Raw genomic sequence first — 16602 nt, forward strand, 5'->3', positions numbered from 1 at the left:
GGGGCTAAGTTTGTGGCCTTGTTCGTCATGATTCTGCGTAAAATGGTCAAAAACAAGTGGCTCGTCCTCAGCCTATTCTTGGGGATGGCCATCAGCGTGGCGCTCGTCAGCACGATGCCGATCTACTCCGAAGCGATTCTCTCGCGCATGCTGGTCAAGGAACTGGAGACGATGCAGCGCGATACCAACATCTACCCGGCTTCCTTATACGCCAAGGCTACCTTCTCTTCCGAAGAGCCCGAGAAGCGCCGGCAGATCTTGGAGAGCCTGGATGCTTATATGGCGGGCCAAGGAGCGGCCGCTTCTACCCTGCCCGTCATGGAGAAGGTCGTTCATCGGAACACGAGCACCTTCGATTCCTTGCCGCAAGACGCCGGCGATTCGGATCGGACGAAAGTTCGCTCCGTCCGTTTCTCGTCCATGTCCGGCTTGAAGAATCATATCAAACTATTGGACGGAAGAATGCCGTCGCCGGAGCCGGTGGACGGCGTGTACGAGGTGCTTGTCACGGAAGAAGGTCTGAACAATCTGAAGACCGTGCTGGACTCCGAGTTCGTTAGCGTCAACGATAAGGCGGCGGCCGGCACGCTTCGGTTCAAGCCGGTAGGCGTCTTCGAGAAGCTTCGCGACGACGACGTATACTTCTACGTGCCCGGCATGTCGAATCTCAGCAATTCTTTAATGGTGGACGAAGGGCTGTTCACGCGCGATTTTGTAATCGGCAATAAGGTTAACGTCGCTAACAGCGTCTGGTATACGGTGCTGGACTATTCGAGAATGGAGCTTGGGCAAGTCGACAGCTTCGTGCAGGCAAGCAAGGATATGGAGAAGCAAGTCAAGCAGCGCGTCGGAGCCTTCCAGACCGATTTCAAGGCACCGGCACTGAAGACGATCGAGAGCTATCACCAGCGCGCCGCGAAGCTTCGAACTCTCATGTGGTCCTTGTTCGTTCCCGTGCTCATCATGCTGGGCTTCTATATGTTCATGGTGGCGAACCTGATCGCGAGCCGACAGAAGAACGAGATCGCGGTGCTGCGCAGCCGGGGAGCGGCTCGGTGGCAGATCGTCGCTTCTTTCGCAACGGAAGGAATACTGCTAAGCGCGGCCGCGCTCGCGGTCGGTCCGCCGATCGCCCTTCTCTTTACCAAGCTGCTCGGCGCCTCGAACGGCTTCCTGTCCTTCGTGTCGCGGGCTTCGCTGCTTGCCGGAATCACGCGGTCCGCCTATCTGTATGGAGCGATCGCGGCGGCGGCTTCGTTCCTCCTGCTGCTGATCCCCGTCCTGCTCGCGACCCGCGTCAGCATCGTCGGCCACAAGCAGCAGCTGGCCCGCCAGTCGAAGACGCCGCTCTGGCATAAGCTGTTCCTGGACGTCATCGCCGTAGCGATCGCCATATATGGCCTTTACGGCTTCCGAGAGCGATTGGATAACCTTAGAAGTCTAGGTCTGAATTCGACGGACCTGAATCTGGATCCGCTGCAATTCGTCGTGCCGGCGCTCTTCATCGTGGGATCGGGCCTGATCCTGCTGCGTCTGTATCCGTATATGCTCCGCTTGATCTATTGGCTGGGACGGCGTTGGTGGAAGCCTTCGATGTACGCGACGCTTATTCAAGTGAGCCGGTCCAGCTCCCAATATCAATTCCTTATGGTATTCCTCATTCTGACGATCGCGACGGGCGTCTTCAGTGCCAGCGCCGCAAGAACCATCAACAGCAATACCGAGGACCGGATTCGGTACGCCAACGGCGCGGATATCGTCCTGACCTCGTTCTGGCCGAACGACGCTCCGGCGCCCGGGGGTAGTTCCAATCCAATGGGAGGAGCGCCATCTGCCGCCGCTTCGGCTCCGGCTTTCGGCAATAAGAAGATCAACTATCTAGAACCGGCCTTCGACCCTTACGCGACTCTACCCGGAGTCGAGCATTCCGCCAAGGTGTTCACGAAGAAGGACGCGTACTTCTCCATGGGCGATGAATCGGCTAGCGTCACCTTGATGGGAATCGACACGGACGAATTCGGAATGACGACCTGGTTCCGGGACAGTCTGTTAAGCTATCCTCTTAACGATTATTTGAACCTGATCGCAATGGACTCGAAAGCGGTTCTAATCTCCAAGTCGCTGGCCGAGCAGAAGAATGTCAAGGTGGGGGACACGATCTGGATCGGCTGGACGGATACCGGCACGGCTTCCTTTGTCGTCTACGGGATCCTCGATTATTTTCCAACGTTCAATCCGAATCCTCCGGTCGGCTCCGTGGATGCCAGCGACGAGCAGACGAAGGCGAACGCCCCGATGCTGATCGTGGGCCACCTTCCGAGGATCCAGTTCCAGCTTGCTCTGGAGCCCTACGAAGTGTGGCTGAAGCTGAAGCCAGGCGCATCTTCGGAGAAGCTTTACGAAGCGATAGAGGAGAGGAAGCTCCCCGTCACCTCCGTGAAGAATACGAGGCTGGATTGGAACCGCGCGAAGAACGACCCATTCCTTATGGCGATCAACGGAATTCTGACGCTGGGCTTCCTGATCTCGATCGCGGTCAGCTTTACGGGATTCCTGCTCTACTGGATTCTATCGCTAAGAGGGAGGACGCTTCAGAACGGAATCATGAGGGCGATCGGGCTGTCCGTCAGGCAGATGGTCGGCATGCTCATCGTCGAGCAGCTCCTCACCTCCGGCCTTGCGGTGGCGATCGGCATTCTGGTCGGCAATCTGGCGAGCCTGCTGTACGTGCCCAACTTCCAGATCGCGTTCGACCCGAGCACGATGGTACCCCCGTTCAAGGTCATCTTCGATGCGATGGACTTCGCCCGATTGTATACGGTCGTTGCCGTCATGCTGCTTGCCGGGCTTGTCATCTTAGGAATGATGGTTTCCCGGACAAGAATTCATCAGGCGCTCAAGCTGGGGGAGGACTGACCGATGATTCATTGCGACGGACTGGTGAAAATCTACAAGGCGAACGATCTCGAGGTATTCGCGCTTCAGGGGCTGGATCTTCAGGTGGAGAGCGGCGAGCTGATGGCGATCATCGGGAACAGCGGGAGCGGCAAGTCCACCCTGCTCAACATGCTCGGAGGTTTGGACCGGCCGACGGCCGGCGTGCTTACCGTAGACGGCAAGGACATGCTGAAGATGACCGAGAGGGAGCTGGTGCGCTACAAGCGCCGCAGCGTCGGGTTCGTCTGGCAGAATAACGCGCGCAACTTGATTCCTTATCTGACCGCGCTCGAGAACGTGGAGCTCCCTATCCTGTTATCCGGCCGGCGCAAGCGAATGCGCGCGCTGGAGCTTCTGGAAGCGGTCGGATTGCTGCACCGGGCGAACAACAAGCTGCATCAGCTGTCCGGCGGCGAGCAGCAGCGGGTGGCCATCGCGATCGCGTTAGCCAACCAGCCGAAGCTGCTTCTGGCGGATGAGCCGACGGGCTCCGTCGATTCGAAGATGGCGGATCAGATATTGGACCTATTCCGCGAGCTGAATCGAACGCTCGGCATCACCATTGTCATCGTCACGCACGATCCGCTGCTGGCGAAGAAAGTGGATCGGGTAGTGGCCATCCGCGACGGCAAGATCTCCTCGGAGATGCTCCGCCGCAAGTCTTACGCGGAAGAGCTGGCGGAGATCGAGCAAGGCATAAAGCAAGAAGAAGACTCCCACGTCGAATATGCTATACTGGATAAAGCAGGCAGACTGCAGGTTCCTTCCGGCTATCTCGAGTCGATCGGAATCGCGAACAGCAACAAAGTAAAGGTGGAGCTGGCGGACGGGAAGATCGTGCTGACTCCTCCCGACGAAGCTTCCTAAGAACAGGGGCGATGATGCGTGGAATCATTAAAGTATCCTATCGGCAAGTTCCAGCAGGAAGGCGCGATTTCGACGGAGCAGAGAGAGCGCTGGATCGGTGACATCGAACGTCTTCCGGCGGAACTGAGAGCGGCGGTGGCCGGATTAACGGAAGAGCAGCTGGATACGCCTTATCGCGAAGGAGGCTGGACGCTTCGCCAGGTCGTGCATCATGTCGCCGACTCGCATTCGAACAGCTTTACTCGCTTTAAGCTGGCTTTGACCGAGGAGAATCCGACAATCAAGCCTTACGAAGAGGGGGATTGGGCGAAGCTTGCCGACAGCAAGCTCCCGGTCGAGGTGTCGCTCGTCTGGTTAGAGGCTATGCATACCCGGTGGGTAACGCTGCTTCGCTCCATGACGGGAGCCGAGTACGCACGCACGTTCTTCCATCCGGGAAGCGGGGAGACGGTCCCGTTGGATCGGGCAACCGGCATGTATTCTTGGCATGGACGGCATCACACGGCACATATTGCTAGCCTTCGCGAGCGCATGGGCTGGTAAGCCATATGCTTTGCGCTGCTATACGAGGCAATAAGCTGCCATGCGCCGCTCTAACGGAACTCACAGCCCTTATCTGCCCGATATATAGGCTTTCGAATATCTAACGGAACTCAGCGACCTTATTCAAGAGAGAACGTCCCGTTTTGGTCCGTTTTACCGAAAATAACGTCTCTCGCTTCCGTTAGAATTTTAAATCAAGGTTTTGAGGCAGAATAACGTCTCTACGTTCCGTTAGAGCGCAAGGCAATCCCCAAAAACGTAAACCAGCGGCGCAGGGAAGTCCCCTGCGCCGCTGGTTTGCATGTTTAGATAGTAATCCCAAGCGCGGACAGCCTGCGGTCGAATTCCGCTCTCAGCTCGGCTTTCTCCGGCTCGGGAAGGAAAGCGGAGTCGATCCCGTTCCGCATCAAGCCTGCCAGCTCCTCGAGCGTAAAGCGGAAGCGGCTCGCCAGGGCTTCGCACTCCTGGGTCATCGAGGTGCCGGATACGGTCGGGTTATCGGTGTTGACCGTAAGCAACAGCCCGCGTTCGAGGTAGTCCCGGATCGGATAGTCCTCCCAGCCGGATACCGCTTTGGTCTGGATATTGCTTGTCGGACAAAGCTCCAACGGGATTCGGCGCTCGCGCACGACTTCCAGCAGCTCGGGATCTTCCCGCAGCCGGACGCCGTGACCGATCCGAACGGCGCCGAGTCCGTCGATCGCCTCCTTGACGTTGGCGGCGCCGCCGGCTTCCCCGGCGTGGATCGTCACCGGCAGGCCGAATTGCTTCGCCAGCGCGAACACTTCGCGGAAACGTTCGGGAGGGAAATTCGCTTCGTCTCCCGCCAGATCGACGGCGACCAATCCTTTTCCCAAGTATGAAGCGGCGGCCCGGATGACCTCCAGGTTCTCTTGAACGGATTGATGCCTCATGCAGATGGCGATGACCCTCGCTTTGATTCCGCTGAGCCTTTCGCCTTCCCGCAGTCCTTCGATCACGCTCTCGATCGCTTCCGCCGCGGCTAAGCCGTTGCGCCCGTGAAGCAGAGGGGCGAAGCGCACCTCGATGTAGAAGCAGTTGTCGGCAGCGGCGTTCTGGACGATCTCCCGGGCGGCTCTCCTGAGCGATTCCCGATCCTGCAGGAACGGAAGGACAAAGTTGAACTTCTCCAGATATTCGATCAGACTCTTGCAGTCGGGTTCGACCTGCATGTACGGAAGGAGGCTTTCCCTGCTGGAAGCAGGCAAGGATACTCCTGTCGAGCCCGCCAGCTCCAATAAGGTCTGCGGGAGTATTCCGCCGTCCAGGTGCAAGTGCAAGTCGACCTTGGGCAAATCCTTGAATGGATGCATCCGTGATGCCCTCCTTTATGATCGCCGACGCCAATTGGCATCGATCAACCTTCATTTGGTTAATTTATCTTCCAATTGTCCACGATATAGATCGAAGGCATCGAGGCCCGACCAACCGCGGTCCTTCATGAGATTCTGGTATTGCAGCTTGATCGGCGTCAAGCGGGCGCGATATTTCGCTTTCTCGCCCTCGTCGTCGCAGGCGCGGATCAATTGCTCCAAGGAGACCATCTCTTTGCGAAGCTCGAGCTCGGGAGGAAGGGCGCCGGCGTTCTTCAGGATGCGGTAGCCGATTCTCAGCTCATCCGGGACGCCTTCCAGTTCATCCTTCGGCAGCGGCTTGCCCTTGCCCGGCAGGTCGGAGAAGCTTCCGTTCTCGATGGCTTCCCGAATGCGCTGCTCGGCGATCGAAGCGGTCCAATCCAAGCGTTCGTCCTCCTTTAGGGGATATAGGGATTCGGCGTGAGCTTTTATTGGATTGTAGCATGAGCGAAAGCATGAAGAAAGCGCAAATCGCATAGGCGTTCACATTCGCGTCACATTTTCTAACATAACTAAAAATTCAATTGATTTTTTTTCACAATGAATAGATAATAGACTCAATGTTATTTAACAAATGTGAAATTCCGATTTGAAATTATGTAACCGAAATGGCAAAATCTGCAATACAAATGTCAGGTATTAGTGGAGGTCCGCGTGAACGTTTATTTCAACCATGACGGCGGCGGCGACGATTTTGTCGCATTGCTGCTCCTACTTCAGATGCAGGACGTCCAATTGACGGGCGTATCGGTTATCGCGGCAGACGGTTATCTTGAGCCTTCGTTCGATGCGAGCCGCAAGATTATCGATCGTTTCGGCAAGACGGCCGTAGAGGTCGCCAAGTCCGACTCGAGAGGCAAGAACCCGTTCCCGAAGGAATGGAGATTGCACAGCTTCTATGTAGATGCTTTCCCGATTCTGAACGAATCCGGCAAGATGGACGCTCCGGTATCCGAGCTTCCTGCCCATCATCACCTTATCGAGAAGGTTCGCGCGACGGCGGGCAAGACGACGATGCTGCTGACCGGACCGCTTACGGATCTGGCTCGGGCGCTTGACGAGGCTCCGGATATCGAAGAGAAGATCGACCGCGTCGTCTGGATGGGGGGAACCTTCCTTCCGCAGGGCAATGTGATGGAGCCGGAGCATGACGGAACCGCGGAATGGAACGCCTTCTGGGATCCGGAAGCGGTGGCGCGCGTATGGAAGAGCTCGCTGCGCATCGACATGGTTGCGCTCGAGAGCACGAATCAGGTTCCGCTCACCCTCGATGTCCGCAACGCTTGGGCCAAGCAGCGCAAGTATGATGCGATCGATTTCGTGGGACAATGTTATGCGCTGGTCCCGCCGCTCATTTTCTTCGAGACGAACTCCACCTATTATCTGTGGGACGTTCTGACCGCCGCATACATAGGCAAGCCGGACCTGGTCAAGGTCAAGACGGTCAACAGCGTGGTGTACACCGACGGCGTCCGCCAGGGCCGTACGCAGGAATCGCCGGAAGGCCGCCCGGTTAATCTGATTTATGACGTTGACCGCGACGCTTTCTTCGATTATATTACGGAATTGATGAAACAAGCCTAATGACCTAGGTATTACGCGAACGAGCGAACCTCCTTCGACGAGTTTCGCTCGGCGCACTAAATACATGACATGAAGTGGGGAGAGGATTGTAGAATGAAAAAGAAAAGTCTGAAGTCTGCAGGTATGCTTCTAGCGGTTGTGACGTCCCTGACCATGGTGCTGTCCGGTTGCGGCAGCAAGAACAACAACAACAATGGGGCGGCTAGCCCGTCCGCAAGCGCGCCGGCCAGCGAATCCGCCAGCCCGAGCGCTTCGCCAAGCGATTCCGGCACCGGCACGACGATCGACGCCAAGGGCATGAAGATCGGCATGGCGACGGATACCGGCGGCGTCAACGACAAGTCCTTCAACCAACAAGCATGGGAAGCACTGCAGAAGGTCGCTAACGACACGGGCGCAGAAGCGAAGTACCTGGAATCCAAGAAGGATTCCGACTACCAGCCGAACCTGAACTCCTTCGTAAAGAACGGTTATACGCTGACTTGGGGCATCGGGTTCCTGTTCGCGGACGCGATGAAGACGATCGCCGAGCAGAATCCGGACGCTAAGCTTGCCCTGATCGACTCCTCCGTGGACGCGCCGAACGTGGAATCCGTTCTGTTCAAGGAGAACGAAGGTTCCTACCTCGTCGGTATCGTTGCGGGCCTGACGACGAAGACGAACAAGATCGGCTTCGTCGGCGGCATGGAGCTTCCGGTCATCAAGAAGTTCGAAGTCGGCTTCAAGGCTGGCGTCGCGGCGGTTAACCCGAATGCGACCGTTACGAGCAACTACGTAGGCGATTTCAGCAAGCCTGACCTTGGCAAGCTGGCAGCGGCAACGCTGTATGACGGCGGCGCCGACATCATCTTCCACGCTGCGGGCGGCAGCGGCAACGGCGTCTTCACCGAAGCCAAGGATCGCTTGAAGTCCGGCAACAAGGTATGGGTTATCGGCGTCGACAAGGACCAATCCCTTGAGTTCGGCAACGAAATCACCCTGACTTCCATGATGAAGAAGGTTGACGAAGCCGTAACGAAGGTAACTCTCGACACGCTGTCCGGCAACTTCAAGGGCGGCACGGTCGAACTCGGCCTTAAGGAAGGCGGCGTAGGCCTGCCGGTTGAGAACCCGAACGTTCCGAAGGACGTTCTGGACAAGGTCGAAGAGTACAAACAAAAAATCATCAGCGGTGAAATCACTGTTCCTACAGAATAATTCGCAGCCGATCAGCCGCAAGGACAAGGCAGCAGTTCGCCTTGTCCTTGTTCCATTTAATCATTCAGGAGCGGATAAATAGCTGCAGGCGGTTTATCCATTCCTGAATGATCGAATTCCATCGATGATTTGCCTTCATATTGGAGAGGAGTTGACACGCCGTGGGCCAAGCGGTACCGGTTGTCGAATTGAAAGGGATTACGAAGCGCTTCCCGGGCATTGTGGCGAATGACGGCATCAGCCTTCAATTGCGCAAAGGGGAGATTCACGCGCTCCTTGGGGAGAACGGAGCGGGCAAGTCGACGCTCATGAGCATCTTGTTCGGCTTGTACCAGCCGGATGAAGGCGAAATACATATCAACGGGGCCAAAGAGACGATCGACGGGCCGGGCAAGGCGATCAAGCTCGGCATCGGGATGGTCCATCAGCACTTTAAGCTCGTGCAGAACTTTACGGTTGCCGAGAACATCGTCCTGGGCATCGAGCCTCGCAGAGGAATGTCCATCAACTACCGCAAAGCGAACGACAGGGTGCGCGAGCTGTCCGAGCAATACGGCCTTAAGGTAGATCCTACGGTGCAAGTGCAGGAGATTACCGTCGGCATGCAGCAACGGGTCGAGATCCTGAAGACGCTGTATCGCGGCGCGGAGATTCTGATCTTCGACGAACCGACAGCGGTTCTGACCGTTCAGGAGATTCAGGAGCTGATGCAGATTCTGCGCAATCTGGCGGCGGAAGGCAAGTCGATCATCCTGATTACCCATAAGCTCAAGGAGATCATGGAAGTGTCCGACCGGGTCACCGTTATCCGCCGGGGCAAAGTGATCGATACGCTGGTCACCGCGGAGACGAACGAGAGCGAGTTGGCCGAGAAGATGGTCGGCCGCCGGGTTTCGTTCGAGCTGGAACAGGAACGCTGCGAGCCGGGAGAAGTTCTCGTCAAGATCAATAATTTGACGGTGCACGGCAGCGACAAGAGCAAAAATATTCTCGAGGATATCACTTTTAACATTCGCGCCGGCGAGATCTACGGTTTGGCCGGGGTTGACGGCAACGGGCAGCGGGAGCTGGTCGAGGCTATTACCGGTATTCGCCAGATCCATGCGGGCGGCGTGACGCTGGGCAACGTGGATCTTACCCAAGCGGGCGTACGCGAGCGGATGGTCGCGGGAATCGCCCAGATTCCGGAAGACCGGCAGAAGCACGGGCTCGTGCTGGACTTCAAGGTGAGCGAGAACATGGTTCTGACTACCTACAAGGATTCGCGTTTCGGCAAGAACGGCTTCCTTAACGAGAAGGAGATCGAGCGGCACGCGGCGAAGCTCACGAGCGAATTCGACGTTCGCAGCGCCGGCATTCACGTCTCGATGCGCTCTTTGTCCGGGGGCAACCAGCAGAAGGCGATCATCGCCCGCGAGCTGACGCGAGATCCGCAGCTGCTCATCGCGGTGCAGCCGACTCGCGGCCTGGATATCGGCGCGATCCAATTCGTGCATGAGCGTCTCATGCAGGCGAAGAACGAAGGCAAGGCGATTCTTCTCATCTCTTACGAACTGGACGAGCTCTACAAGATGTCGGACCGAATTGCGGTAATCAACGAAGGACGCATCATGGGCGAGCTGGAACGCGACGAAGTCGACGACGAGAAGCTCGGCCTCATGATGGCGGGCAACATCTTGGGCTCTAAAGACGGGGGTGCAGCATGAGCGAGAATCAAAGCGTTAGAAAATGGAGCCGGATCTTCGTCGCATCCAGCATATGGGTGCCGATCATCGCCATCATCCTGGGGTTGATCTGCGGCGCGATCGTCATGTGGATCGGCGGATTCAACGCGTGGGATGCCTACTCCGCGTTGTTCAAGAAAGTGTTCGGCTCGAAGTACGATATCGGCGAGACGATTCGGACGATAACCCCGCTATTGTTCACCGGATTATCGGTCGGCTTCGCGTTCCGTGCGGGATTGTTCAACATCGGCGCGGACGGCCAATTCATCATGGGGATGACCGGAGCGACGATCCTGGGCATTAAGATCGACTTCCTGCCTTGGATTCTCCACGCTCCGATCGCCGTACTCGGCGGTATGATCGTGGGCGGCCTCTGGGGCGCGCTGGCCGGTTATTTGAAGTCGAGCCGCGGCGTCAACGAAGTTATCTCCTGCATCATGTTGAATTGGATCGCCCTTTATTTATCCAACTACTTAATTCGCACGCTTGTCCTTAAGCAAGGATCTCAGCGCTCGGAGGAGATCCAAAGCAGCGCGTCGATGTCGATCGACTGGCTGTCGAAGGCGATGGACAACGCCCGCATGGACTGGGGCATCGTGTTCGGCTTGATCTGCACTAGCCTCTTCTACATCATCCTGTGGCGAACGAAGCAAGGCTACGAGCTCCGCGCGGTAGGCTTCAATCCGGAAGCCGCCCGTTTCTCCGGCATCAACGTCTCGAAGAACATGCTGAAGTCGATGATGATCTCCGGAATGATCGCCGGTCTTGGCGGAGTGTTCGAAGTGCTGGGCGTCTTCCACTATCAGGTCATCAGCGCGGCATCCTCCGGCTACGGCTTCGACGGCATCGCGGTCGCGCTGCTCGGCGGCAACCATCCGGTCGGCATTCTGCTCAGCTCGATTCTGTTCGGCGTACTGACCTACGGCTCCGCGGGCATGAACTTCACGGCCGGCGTTCCGACCGAGATCGTCCGCATCGTGATCGGCTGCGTGATTTTCTTCGTGGCTTCGCAGGGCTTGATCCAGATGCTCTATAAGCCGTTTACGGCTCGCCGAGACGCGAAGCGGAAGGAGGCTGCGTAAGATGGATTGGCTTAATGACATCGCGAATCTCACCAACTCGACCTTCGTCTTTACGACAGCTCTTATCTTCGGAGCCATGGGCGGTCTGTTCAGCGAACGCTCCGGGGTGTTCAATATCGGCCTGGAAGGCATGATGACCGGCGGCGCGTTCGGCGCGGCGATCGGGGCGTATTACGCCGAGCAGTCGGGGCTGACGAGTTCGGCTCCATGGCTGGGTATCCTGGCCGGCATCGCCTGCAGCGTCGTGTTCGCTTTGCTGCTTGCCTATACGACGGTTACCTTGAAGGCGAATCAAGCCATCGTCGGAGTCGTCATCAATATCCTTGCCGTCGCGGTTACGCTCTATTTGGTCAAAGTCATTTTCAACGGAGCCGGCGATACGGATACGTTGAATAACGTCCTGGACAAGTGGGCGATTCCGGTTCTCTCGGATATTCCGTTCTTCGGCAAGGCATTGTTCAATACGTATCCGACGACATACATGGCTTACCTGCTCGTTCCGATCAGCGCCTACGTGTTGTATAAGACGCCGTTCGGCCTTCGCCTTCGTTCCGTGGGCGAGCATCCGGGGGCTGCGGATACGGTCGGCATTAACGTCATCAAGTACCGCTATATCGGCGTTATCCTCAGCGGCGTTCTTGCCGGGATCGGCGGAGCGACCATTACGCTGACGACGACGGCGAACTTCTCCCACACCACCGTATCCGGCCAAGGCTTTATCGCGCTCGCCGCGATGATCTTCGGACGCTGGAACCCATGGGGAGTGCTCGGCGCGACGTTCTTCTTCGGGATGGCGCAGGCGCTGCGGAACTTCGTTAAGCTGTACGACTGGTCCAAGGATATCCCGATGGAATTCCTGTACATGCTTCCATACGTCTTGACGCTGCTCGTGCTCGCCGGAGCCGTGGGCAAGGGCGTGAAGGGGCCGGCTGCCGCCGGGGAAGCCTACGACCCGTCCAAACGATAGCTTGAAATATTGCAGCAACGAGCAAAGCCAATCGTTCCATCCGCCTTGCGGGGCGGGGAACGATTGGCTTTTTTGGTTTGCGATTACTCAGTATCGCGCTTTATGAATGATGTCTTGCATAGCGGATTTATGGTGCTTAGCTTTGCTCTTAGCTCTATTCACTATGTCTTTGTGCAATTCGCTTTGCGCTTTGCACTGTGGTTTAAGCGCTTTGAGCCGATTGGGCTTGGACTTGGCGGGAAGGTCGGGAAGGTCTGCGATGCAGGAGCAAATAATACACCAGAGCACCGATCAGGACCGACACGATCCCGCACAGATACATGATTCGATTGTTCGTCGCCGTAGCGATGCCGCCCAGCAGGGCGGACCCGATGCCGATGCCGCCGTCGAAGAAAATAAAGTACGTGGCGGTGGCGAGCCCTACTTTGGATTTCGGCGCGCTTTGAACGGCGATTGTCTGCAGGCATGGCGACAGGCTCCCGAAACCGAGCCCGATGACGGCGCCGGACAGCAGGAACAGGAAACCGGAATGGGCGGTGGCCAGCACGGCCAGTCCGATAACGTAAAGCGCGATCGTCGGGTACACCAAGTAGTTGCGGGGCAAGCGGTCGAACAGCTTGCCCGTGAACGGACGAGCGGCGACGATCATGACGGCGTAGACGATAAAGTAGTAGCTCGAATACGACTTCAGTCCGATCTCATCGGCGTAGCTCGGAACGAACGATAGAATGCTGGCATAAGCGATCGCGAGGAACATCGCCACCAGGGAGATGGGGATCGAGCTTGGCTCGATGTAGTTCCTCCAATTAAACCGCTCCTTCGCCGCTCCGGATTTGGATGGCGCCGGCCTATCGGCCGCTGCGGCGGGAACGGATTTGGCCTGGCTGCGAACAAGACGTATCGAGAGCAGCATGCCGATCACGCAGAAAGCCGACAATAAGTAGAACAGCGTGTTGAAGTTTACGTTCTGGATAATAAGCAGTCCGATGAACGGCCCGAGCACCATGGCCAGGTTCATGAACAGCGTATAATAGCCCAAACCTTCGCCTTTGCGGTTGTCCGGAATGAATTCCGTAACGATCGTCCCGTTCGCCGTCGTGGCGGCTCCGAAGCTGAAGCCGTGAATGAAACGAAGAAGCAGCAGCACGCCGAAGCCGGATATCATCGGGTAGAAGAAGCTGCAGACCATAAAGACGGCCGTCGCGACCAGCATAATGGTTAACCGCATGGGTCCATCCATCCAGCGCCCGGCGAACGGCCTCATGATAACCGCCGCAATGACGAAGGTCGTCAGCACCAGACCCGCTTGCTGCTGGTTGCCGCCCAGATGGTCCGTAACGAAGGTGGGCAGAGTAGCGGTCATCGAATAGAACGTGATAAAGAAGAAAAAGCTGCTAAAACAAATAAACAAGAAATTGCGCGTCCATAATCGTTGCTGTGGTTCCAAATTCATTCGCCTTCTTTGTGTTAGTCTAGTTTGTCTCCAAGATGCTTGCTTGCGTTGGCGGCAATGCGGTTGAGAAGCTCTTTGAGCGCGGATAACTCGGACGGGGATAAATCTTCGGTGACGAGAGAGACGGCTTCCTCTTCCAGAGGAGCGACGGCTTCATAGACGCTTCTGCCCATCTCGGTAACTCTCGGGAGATAAGAACGCCGATCCTCCGGATTGACCTGGCGGACGACCAAGCCTTTCCGTTCCAATTGATCCAGGATGCGGGTGACATTCGTTTGATCCTTGCTCACTCGAACGGCCAGGTCTTTCTGGCTGATGCCTTCTTCTTCGCACAGGCGGGCAAGAACGGACCATTGCTCGGTCGTTACTTCGGAGGAAGCCAAGCGATTGCTTAGAAGTTGCGTTACTCTGCGACCGGTGCGGTTGATAAGGAAGCCGATGGAGTCGTCAAGCTTCATGGCTGCAGCCCTCGCTTTCATGTAGTTTTCAATATAGTTGCTATAGCAATTAATTATAGGTCGGATAGTTTCGGGTGTCAATATCATGCGCGCTCTTATGAGGCGTTAGCCGTCGACTTGAACATTGCGGCGGATGTTGATAATCTGTTGTCAGGTCAACCGAAATCGATGGAGAGAGGCAGCAATCATGATTACTCGCAAGATTACCGCTTCGGAGAGCGGCAAGAGGCTGCATCGTTACCTGCGCAACCTGATGCCGAACATTCCGCTGGGTCAAATTTATAAGATGATCGACCAAGGCAAGGCGAAAGTGAACGGCAAGCGCAAGAACCAGAACTACGAGCTCGCCGCGGGAGACGAGCTTACTCTGTACGTCGAAGAATCCCAGTACGAAGAAGCCTCCAAGGGGCAGAAAAAAACGAAGTATATCGGGGTTAATGCGAACATTGACGTGATTTACGAGGACGACCAGCTGCTGGTCGTGTTGAAGCCGGCTGGCATGCTCACGCATCCGGACAGCTCGGATCAGAAGGATACGCTCGTCAATCGCGTTCATGCGTATCTGTACCGGAAGGGAGAGCTCGACAGCCAGCTGTTCATGCCGGCGACGGCCAACCGGCTGGACCGCAACACCAGCGGAATCGTGCTCGTCGGCAAGACGGCGGGAATGCTTCATCAGCTGAACCAGTGGATTCAGAAGCATGAGATGGAGAAGTACTACGTAACGATTGTGGAAGGACGCCTTGAAGGAGAAGGGACTCTGACCGGCAGCTTGATTCGCGACGAGAAGAGCAACCGGACGCTTGTTGCCGGGTCGAAGGGCAGCAAGGCGATTGGCGCGAATCCCGAGCAAGAGAAATCGGCGACGACCCATTATCGGGCTTTGCAGCAAGGCAAAGGCTACACGCTTATCGAAGTCGAGCTGGTGAGCGGCCGAACGCATCAGATCCGTACTCACCTTCAGAGCATCGGGCATTCGCTGCTGGGCGATGTCAAATACGGAGGCAAGCCGTTCGCGGGGGTCAATCACCAGCTGCTCCATGCTTGGAGAGTGAAGCTTCCGGACGGGCGGGAGTTCCGCGCTCCGGTTCCCGCGCTCATGCGGTCGACGATGGAGCGCGCGGGACTGTCGTTGCAGCAGCTCCAGGGCGAAGCGTGATCGCTCGCTATTCATTAGAACCAACAGCCTATAGGAGAAGGTCATCCGAACGATCGGGTGACCTTTTTGATTTTTGCAAGCCGCCTATTGTACTTAGTGTATTAGGTGATATAATACACTTAAGTCAGACGAAACGTGCGAAGGGGGTGCCCGCTTGAATGAGGCCCAAATCGGCGGGATGCGGTTTGCTCTCGATTTAAGCCAACCGCTTTACGAGCAAGTATTGGAGCAAGTGAGAAGCTCAATCGCGAAAGGTGAGATTGCGTTGGGAGAGAGGATACCTTCCGTACGGGAGATGGCTCAAGCCTTGAAGATAAATCCGAACACGGTCATGAGGGCTTATCAAGAGCTGGAGCGGGACCAGCTTACGGAGACGAGGCGGGGACAAGGAACGTTCATCACGACCGATGCGGAGAAAGTAAGCCATATCCGCCATCGGCTGGCCGAGGAAGCGGTCGACGAATTTCTCGGACGAATGAGCAGCCTCGGATTTACCGCGTCGGATATCGCGAGCATCCTTAGAGCGAAGGGAGGGGAAGTCCGATGAACGCGATCAGCGGAGCGGGAATCTGCAAGAAGTACGGCAAGCGGCGGGCGCTTGACCGATTCGATATCGAAGTGCCGGAGAACGCGATCACGGCTATTCTCGGCCCGAACGGGGCGGGGAAGTCGACCTTTATGAGAATGCTGACGGGGCTGGTCGTTCCGGACGAGGGAACGTTGACGGTCCTCGGCCGCAAGCCTTCTTGGGAGACGAACCGCTTGATCTCCTATTTGCCGGACCGCGCCCGTTGGTACCAGGGACATACCGTCGAGACGGCGATCGAATGGGGATCCCGTCTGCTTCCGAGCTTCCGGAAGGATGAGGCGCGGGAGATCGTCGGCTCGCTAGGATTGGAGGCGGATATGGAGACGGAAGGGATGTCCAAGGGGCAGGAGGCCCGATTGATGCTCGCCTTGTGCCTGGCGCGGGATGTGCCCCTTCTTGTCCTCGACGAGCCGTTCTCCGGAATCGACTTGCTGTCGAGGGAGAAGATCGTCGCCGCGTTGATCGATTCCTTCTCGGTCAGACGGCAGACCGTGCTCATCTGCACGCACGAGATTGCGGAGACCGAAAGCCTGTTCGATCATGCCGTATTCGTCCATGAAGGAAGGGTAGCCTTGGCAGGCGAAGTCGAGGAGCTCCGTTCGGAGCGCGGCTCCATGCAAGACATCTACCGTCGGATTTACGCATAGGGATTTACGCATAGGAGGA

General features: G+C 56.8%; 15 protein-coding genes. 11 read left to right on the forward strand and 4 right to left on the reverse strand.

Annotated features, from left to right (window positions below; all coding sequences use genetic code 11):
* Positions 1-12 precede the first annotated feature (12 nt).
* From ELR57_RS05450 to ELR57_RS05460, 3 genes are read left to right on the forward strand one after another with little or no spacing between them, the layout of a single operon-like run.
* Positions 13-2916: an ABC transporter permease gene (locus ELR57_RS05450; RefSeq protein ID WP_126958012.1), complete on the forward strand. Its 2904-nt coding sequence runs from the start codon at positions 13-15 to the stop codon at positions 2914-2916.
* 3 nt (positions 2917-2919) lie between these two features.
* A complete protein-coding gene (locus tag ELR57_RS05455; RefSeq protein WP_126958013.1) occupies positions 2920-3804 on the forward strand; it encodes an ABC transporter ATP-binding protein in 885 nt (294 codons plus the stop codon).
* An 18-nt stretch (positions 3805-3822) separates the two neighbouring features.
* Positions 3823-4347 carry a YfiT family bacillithiol transferase gene (locus ELR57_RS05460; protein ID WP_126958014.1) on the forward strand — a complete coding sequence of 175 codons (525 nt, stop codon included), beginning with the start codon at positions 3823-3825 and terminating at the stop codon, positions 4345-4347.
* Between the two features lie 305 nt (positions 4348-4652).
* Here the strand turns inward: ELR57_RS05460 and add are convergent, their stop codons facing one another.
* Both add and ELR57_RS05470 read right to left on the reverse strand, forming a co-directional pair.
* The gene (gene add / locus ELR57_RS05465; RefSeq protein WP_126958015.1) at positions 4653-5681 is read right to left on the reverse strand and encodes an adenosine deaminase; all 1029 of its coding nucleotides are present in this window, start codon (positions 5679-5681) and stop codon (positions 4653-4655) included.
* A gap of 51 nt (positions 5682-5732) precedes the next feature.
* Entirely contained in the window at positions 5733-6107 is a 375-nt protein-coding gene (locus ELR57_RS05470; protein WP_126958016.1) for a DnaJ family domain-containing protein, read from the reverse strand.
* 270 nt (positions 6108-6377) lie between these two features.
* Between ELR57_RS05470 and ELR57_RS05475 the strand changes: the two genes are divergently transcribed.
* From ELR57_RS05475 to ELR57_RS05495, 5 genes are all read left to right on the forward strand, one after another.
* A complete protein-coding gene (locus ELR57_RS05475) occupies positions 6378-7307 on the forward strand; it encodes a nucleoside hydrolase (protein ID WP_238162413.1) in 930 nt (309 codons plus the stop codon).
* 93 nt (positions 7308-7400) lie between these two features.
* Positions 7401-8504 carry a BMP family lipoprotein gene (locus ELR57_RS05480; RefSeq protein ID WP_126958018.1) on the forward strand — a complete coding sequence of 368 codons (1104 nt, stop codon included), beginning with the start codon at positions 7401-7403 and terminating at the stop codon, positions 8502-8504.
* Positions 8505-8665: 161 nt separating this feature from the next.
* A complete protein-coding gene (locus tag ELR57_RS05485; protein ID WP_126958019.1) occupies positions 8666-10210 on the forward strand; it encodes an ABC transporter ATP-binding protein in 1545 nt (514 codons plus the stop codon).
* Positions 10207-11310: an ABC transporter permease gene (locus ELR57_RS05490; protein ID WP_126958020.1), complete on the forward strand. Its 1104-nt coding sequence runs from the start codon at positions 10207-10209 to the stop codon at positions 11308-11310. Before ELR57_RS05485 ends, ELR57_RS05490 begins: the two co-directional genes overlap by 4 nt.
* Before the next feature lies 1 nt (position 11311).
* Positions 11312-12277, forward strand: a complete 966-nt coding sequence (locus ELR57_RS05495) for an ABC transporter permease (RefSeq protein WP_126958021.1) — start codon at positions 11312-11314, stop codon at positions 12275-12277.
* Between the two features lie 202 nt (positions 12278-12479).
* Here ELR57_RS05495 and ELR57_RS05500 read toward each other — a convergent pair whose 3' ends face one another.
* On the reverse strand, positions 12480-13724 hold the full coding sequence (locus ELR57_RS05500; RefSeq protein WP_238162414.1) for an MFS transporter: 1245 nt from the start codon (positions 13722-13724) through the stop codon (positions 12480-12482).
* Positions 13725-13744: 20 nt separating this feature from the next.
* On the reverse strand, positions 13745-14188 hold the full coding sequence (locus ELR57_RS05505) for a MarR family winged helix-turn-helix transcriptional regulator (protein WP_158629939.1): 444 nt from the start codon (positions 14186-14188) through the stop codon (positions 13745-13747).
* A gap of 187 nt (positions 14189-14375) precedes the next feature.
* Between ELR57_RS05505 and ELR57_RS05510 the strand changes: the two genes are divergently transcribed.
* The 3 genes from ELR57_RS05510 (at position 14376) to ELR57_RS05520 (ending at position 16583) form a co-directional block, all read left to right on the forward strand.
* A complete protein-coding gene (locus tag ELR57_RS05510; RefSeq protein ID WP_158629940.1) occupies positions 14376-15347 on the forward strand; it encodes an RluA family pseudouridine synthase in 972 nt (323 codons plus the stop codon).
* Positions 15348-15501: 154 nt separating this feature from the next.
* Positions 15502-15894, forward strand: coding sequence for a GntR family transcriptional regulator (locus ELR57_RS05515; protein ID WP_126958025.1), 393 nt, complete (start codon positions 15502-15504; stop codon positions 15892-15894).
* Positions 15891-16583: an ABC transporter ATP-binding protein gene (locus ELR57_RS05520; RefSeq protein ID WP_126958026.1), complete on the forward strand. Its 693-nt coding sequence runs from the start codon at positions 15891-15893 to the stop codon at positions 16581-16583. The genes ELR57_RS05515 and ELR57_RS05520 overlap by 4 nt, the downstream gene beginning before the upstream one ends.
* Positions 16584-16602 lie beyond the last annotated feature (19 nt).

Source organism: Cohnella sp. AR92, from assembly GCF_003990975.1.
GTDB lineage: Bacteria > Bacillota > Bacilli > Paenibacillales > Paenibacillaceae > Cohnella.

Excerpts from the sequence above, each read along its gene's own strand:
- add (WP_126958015.1), bottom strand. The coding sequence starts at position 5,681 with ATGCATCCATTCAAGGATTTGCCCAAGGTCGACTTGCACTTGCACCTG.
- ELR57_RS05510 (WP_158629940.1), top strand. The coding sequence starts at position 14,376 with ATGATTACTCGCAAGATTACCGCTTCGGAGAGCGGCAAGAGGCTGCAT.
- ELR57_RS05490 (WP_126958020.1), top strand. The coding sequence starts at position 10,207 with ATGAGCGAGAATCAAAGCGTTAGAAAATGGAGCCGGATCTTCGTCGCA.
- ELR57_RS05495 (WP_126958021.1), top strand. The coding sequence starts at position 11,312 with ATGGATTGGCTTAATGACATCGCGAATCTCACCAACTCGACCTTCGTC.
- ELR57_RS05455 (WP_126958013.1), top strand. The coding sequence starts at position 2,920 with ATGATTCATTGCGACGGACTGGTGAAAATCTACAAGGCGAACGATCTC.
- ELR57_RS05505 (WP_158629939.1), bottom strand. The coding sequence starts at position 14,188 with ATGAAGCTTGACGACTCCATCGGCTTCCTTATCAACCGCACCGGTCGC.
- ELR57_RS05480 (WP_126958018.1), top strand. The coding sequence starts at position 7,401 with ATGAAAAAGAAAAGTCTGAAGTCTGCAGGTATGCTTCTAGCGGTTGTG.
- ELR57_RS05520 (WP_126958026.1), top strand. The coding sequence starts at position 15,891 with ATGAACGCGATCAGCGGAGCGGGAATCTGCAAGAAGTACGGCAAGCGG.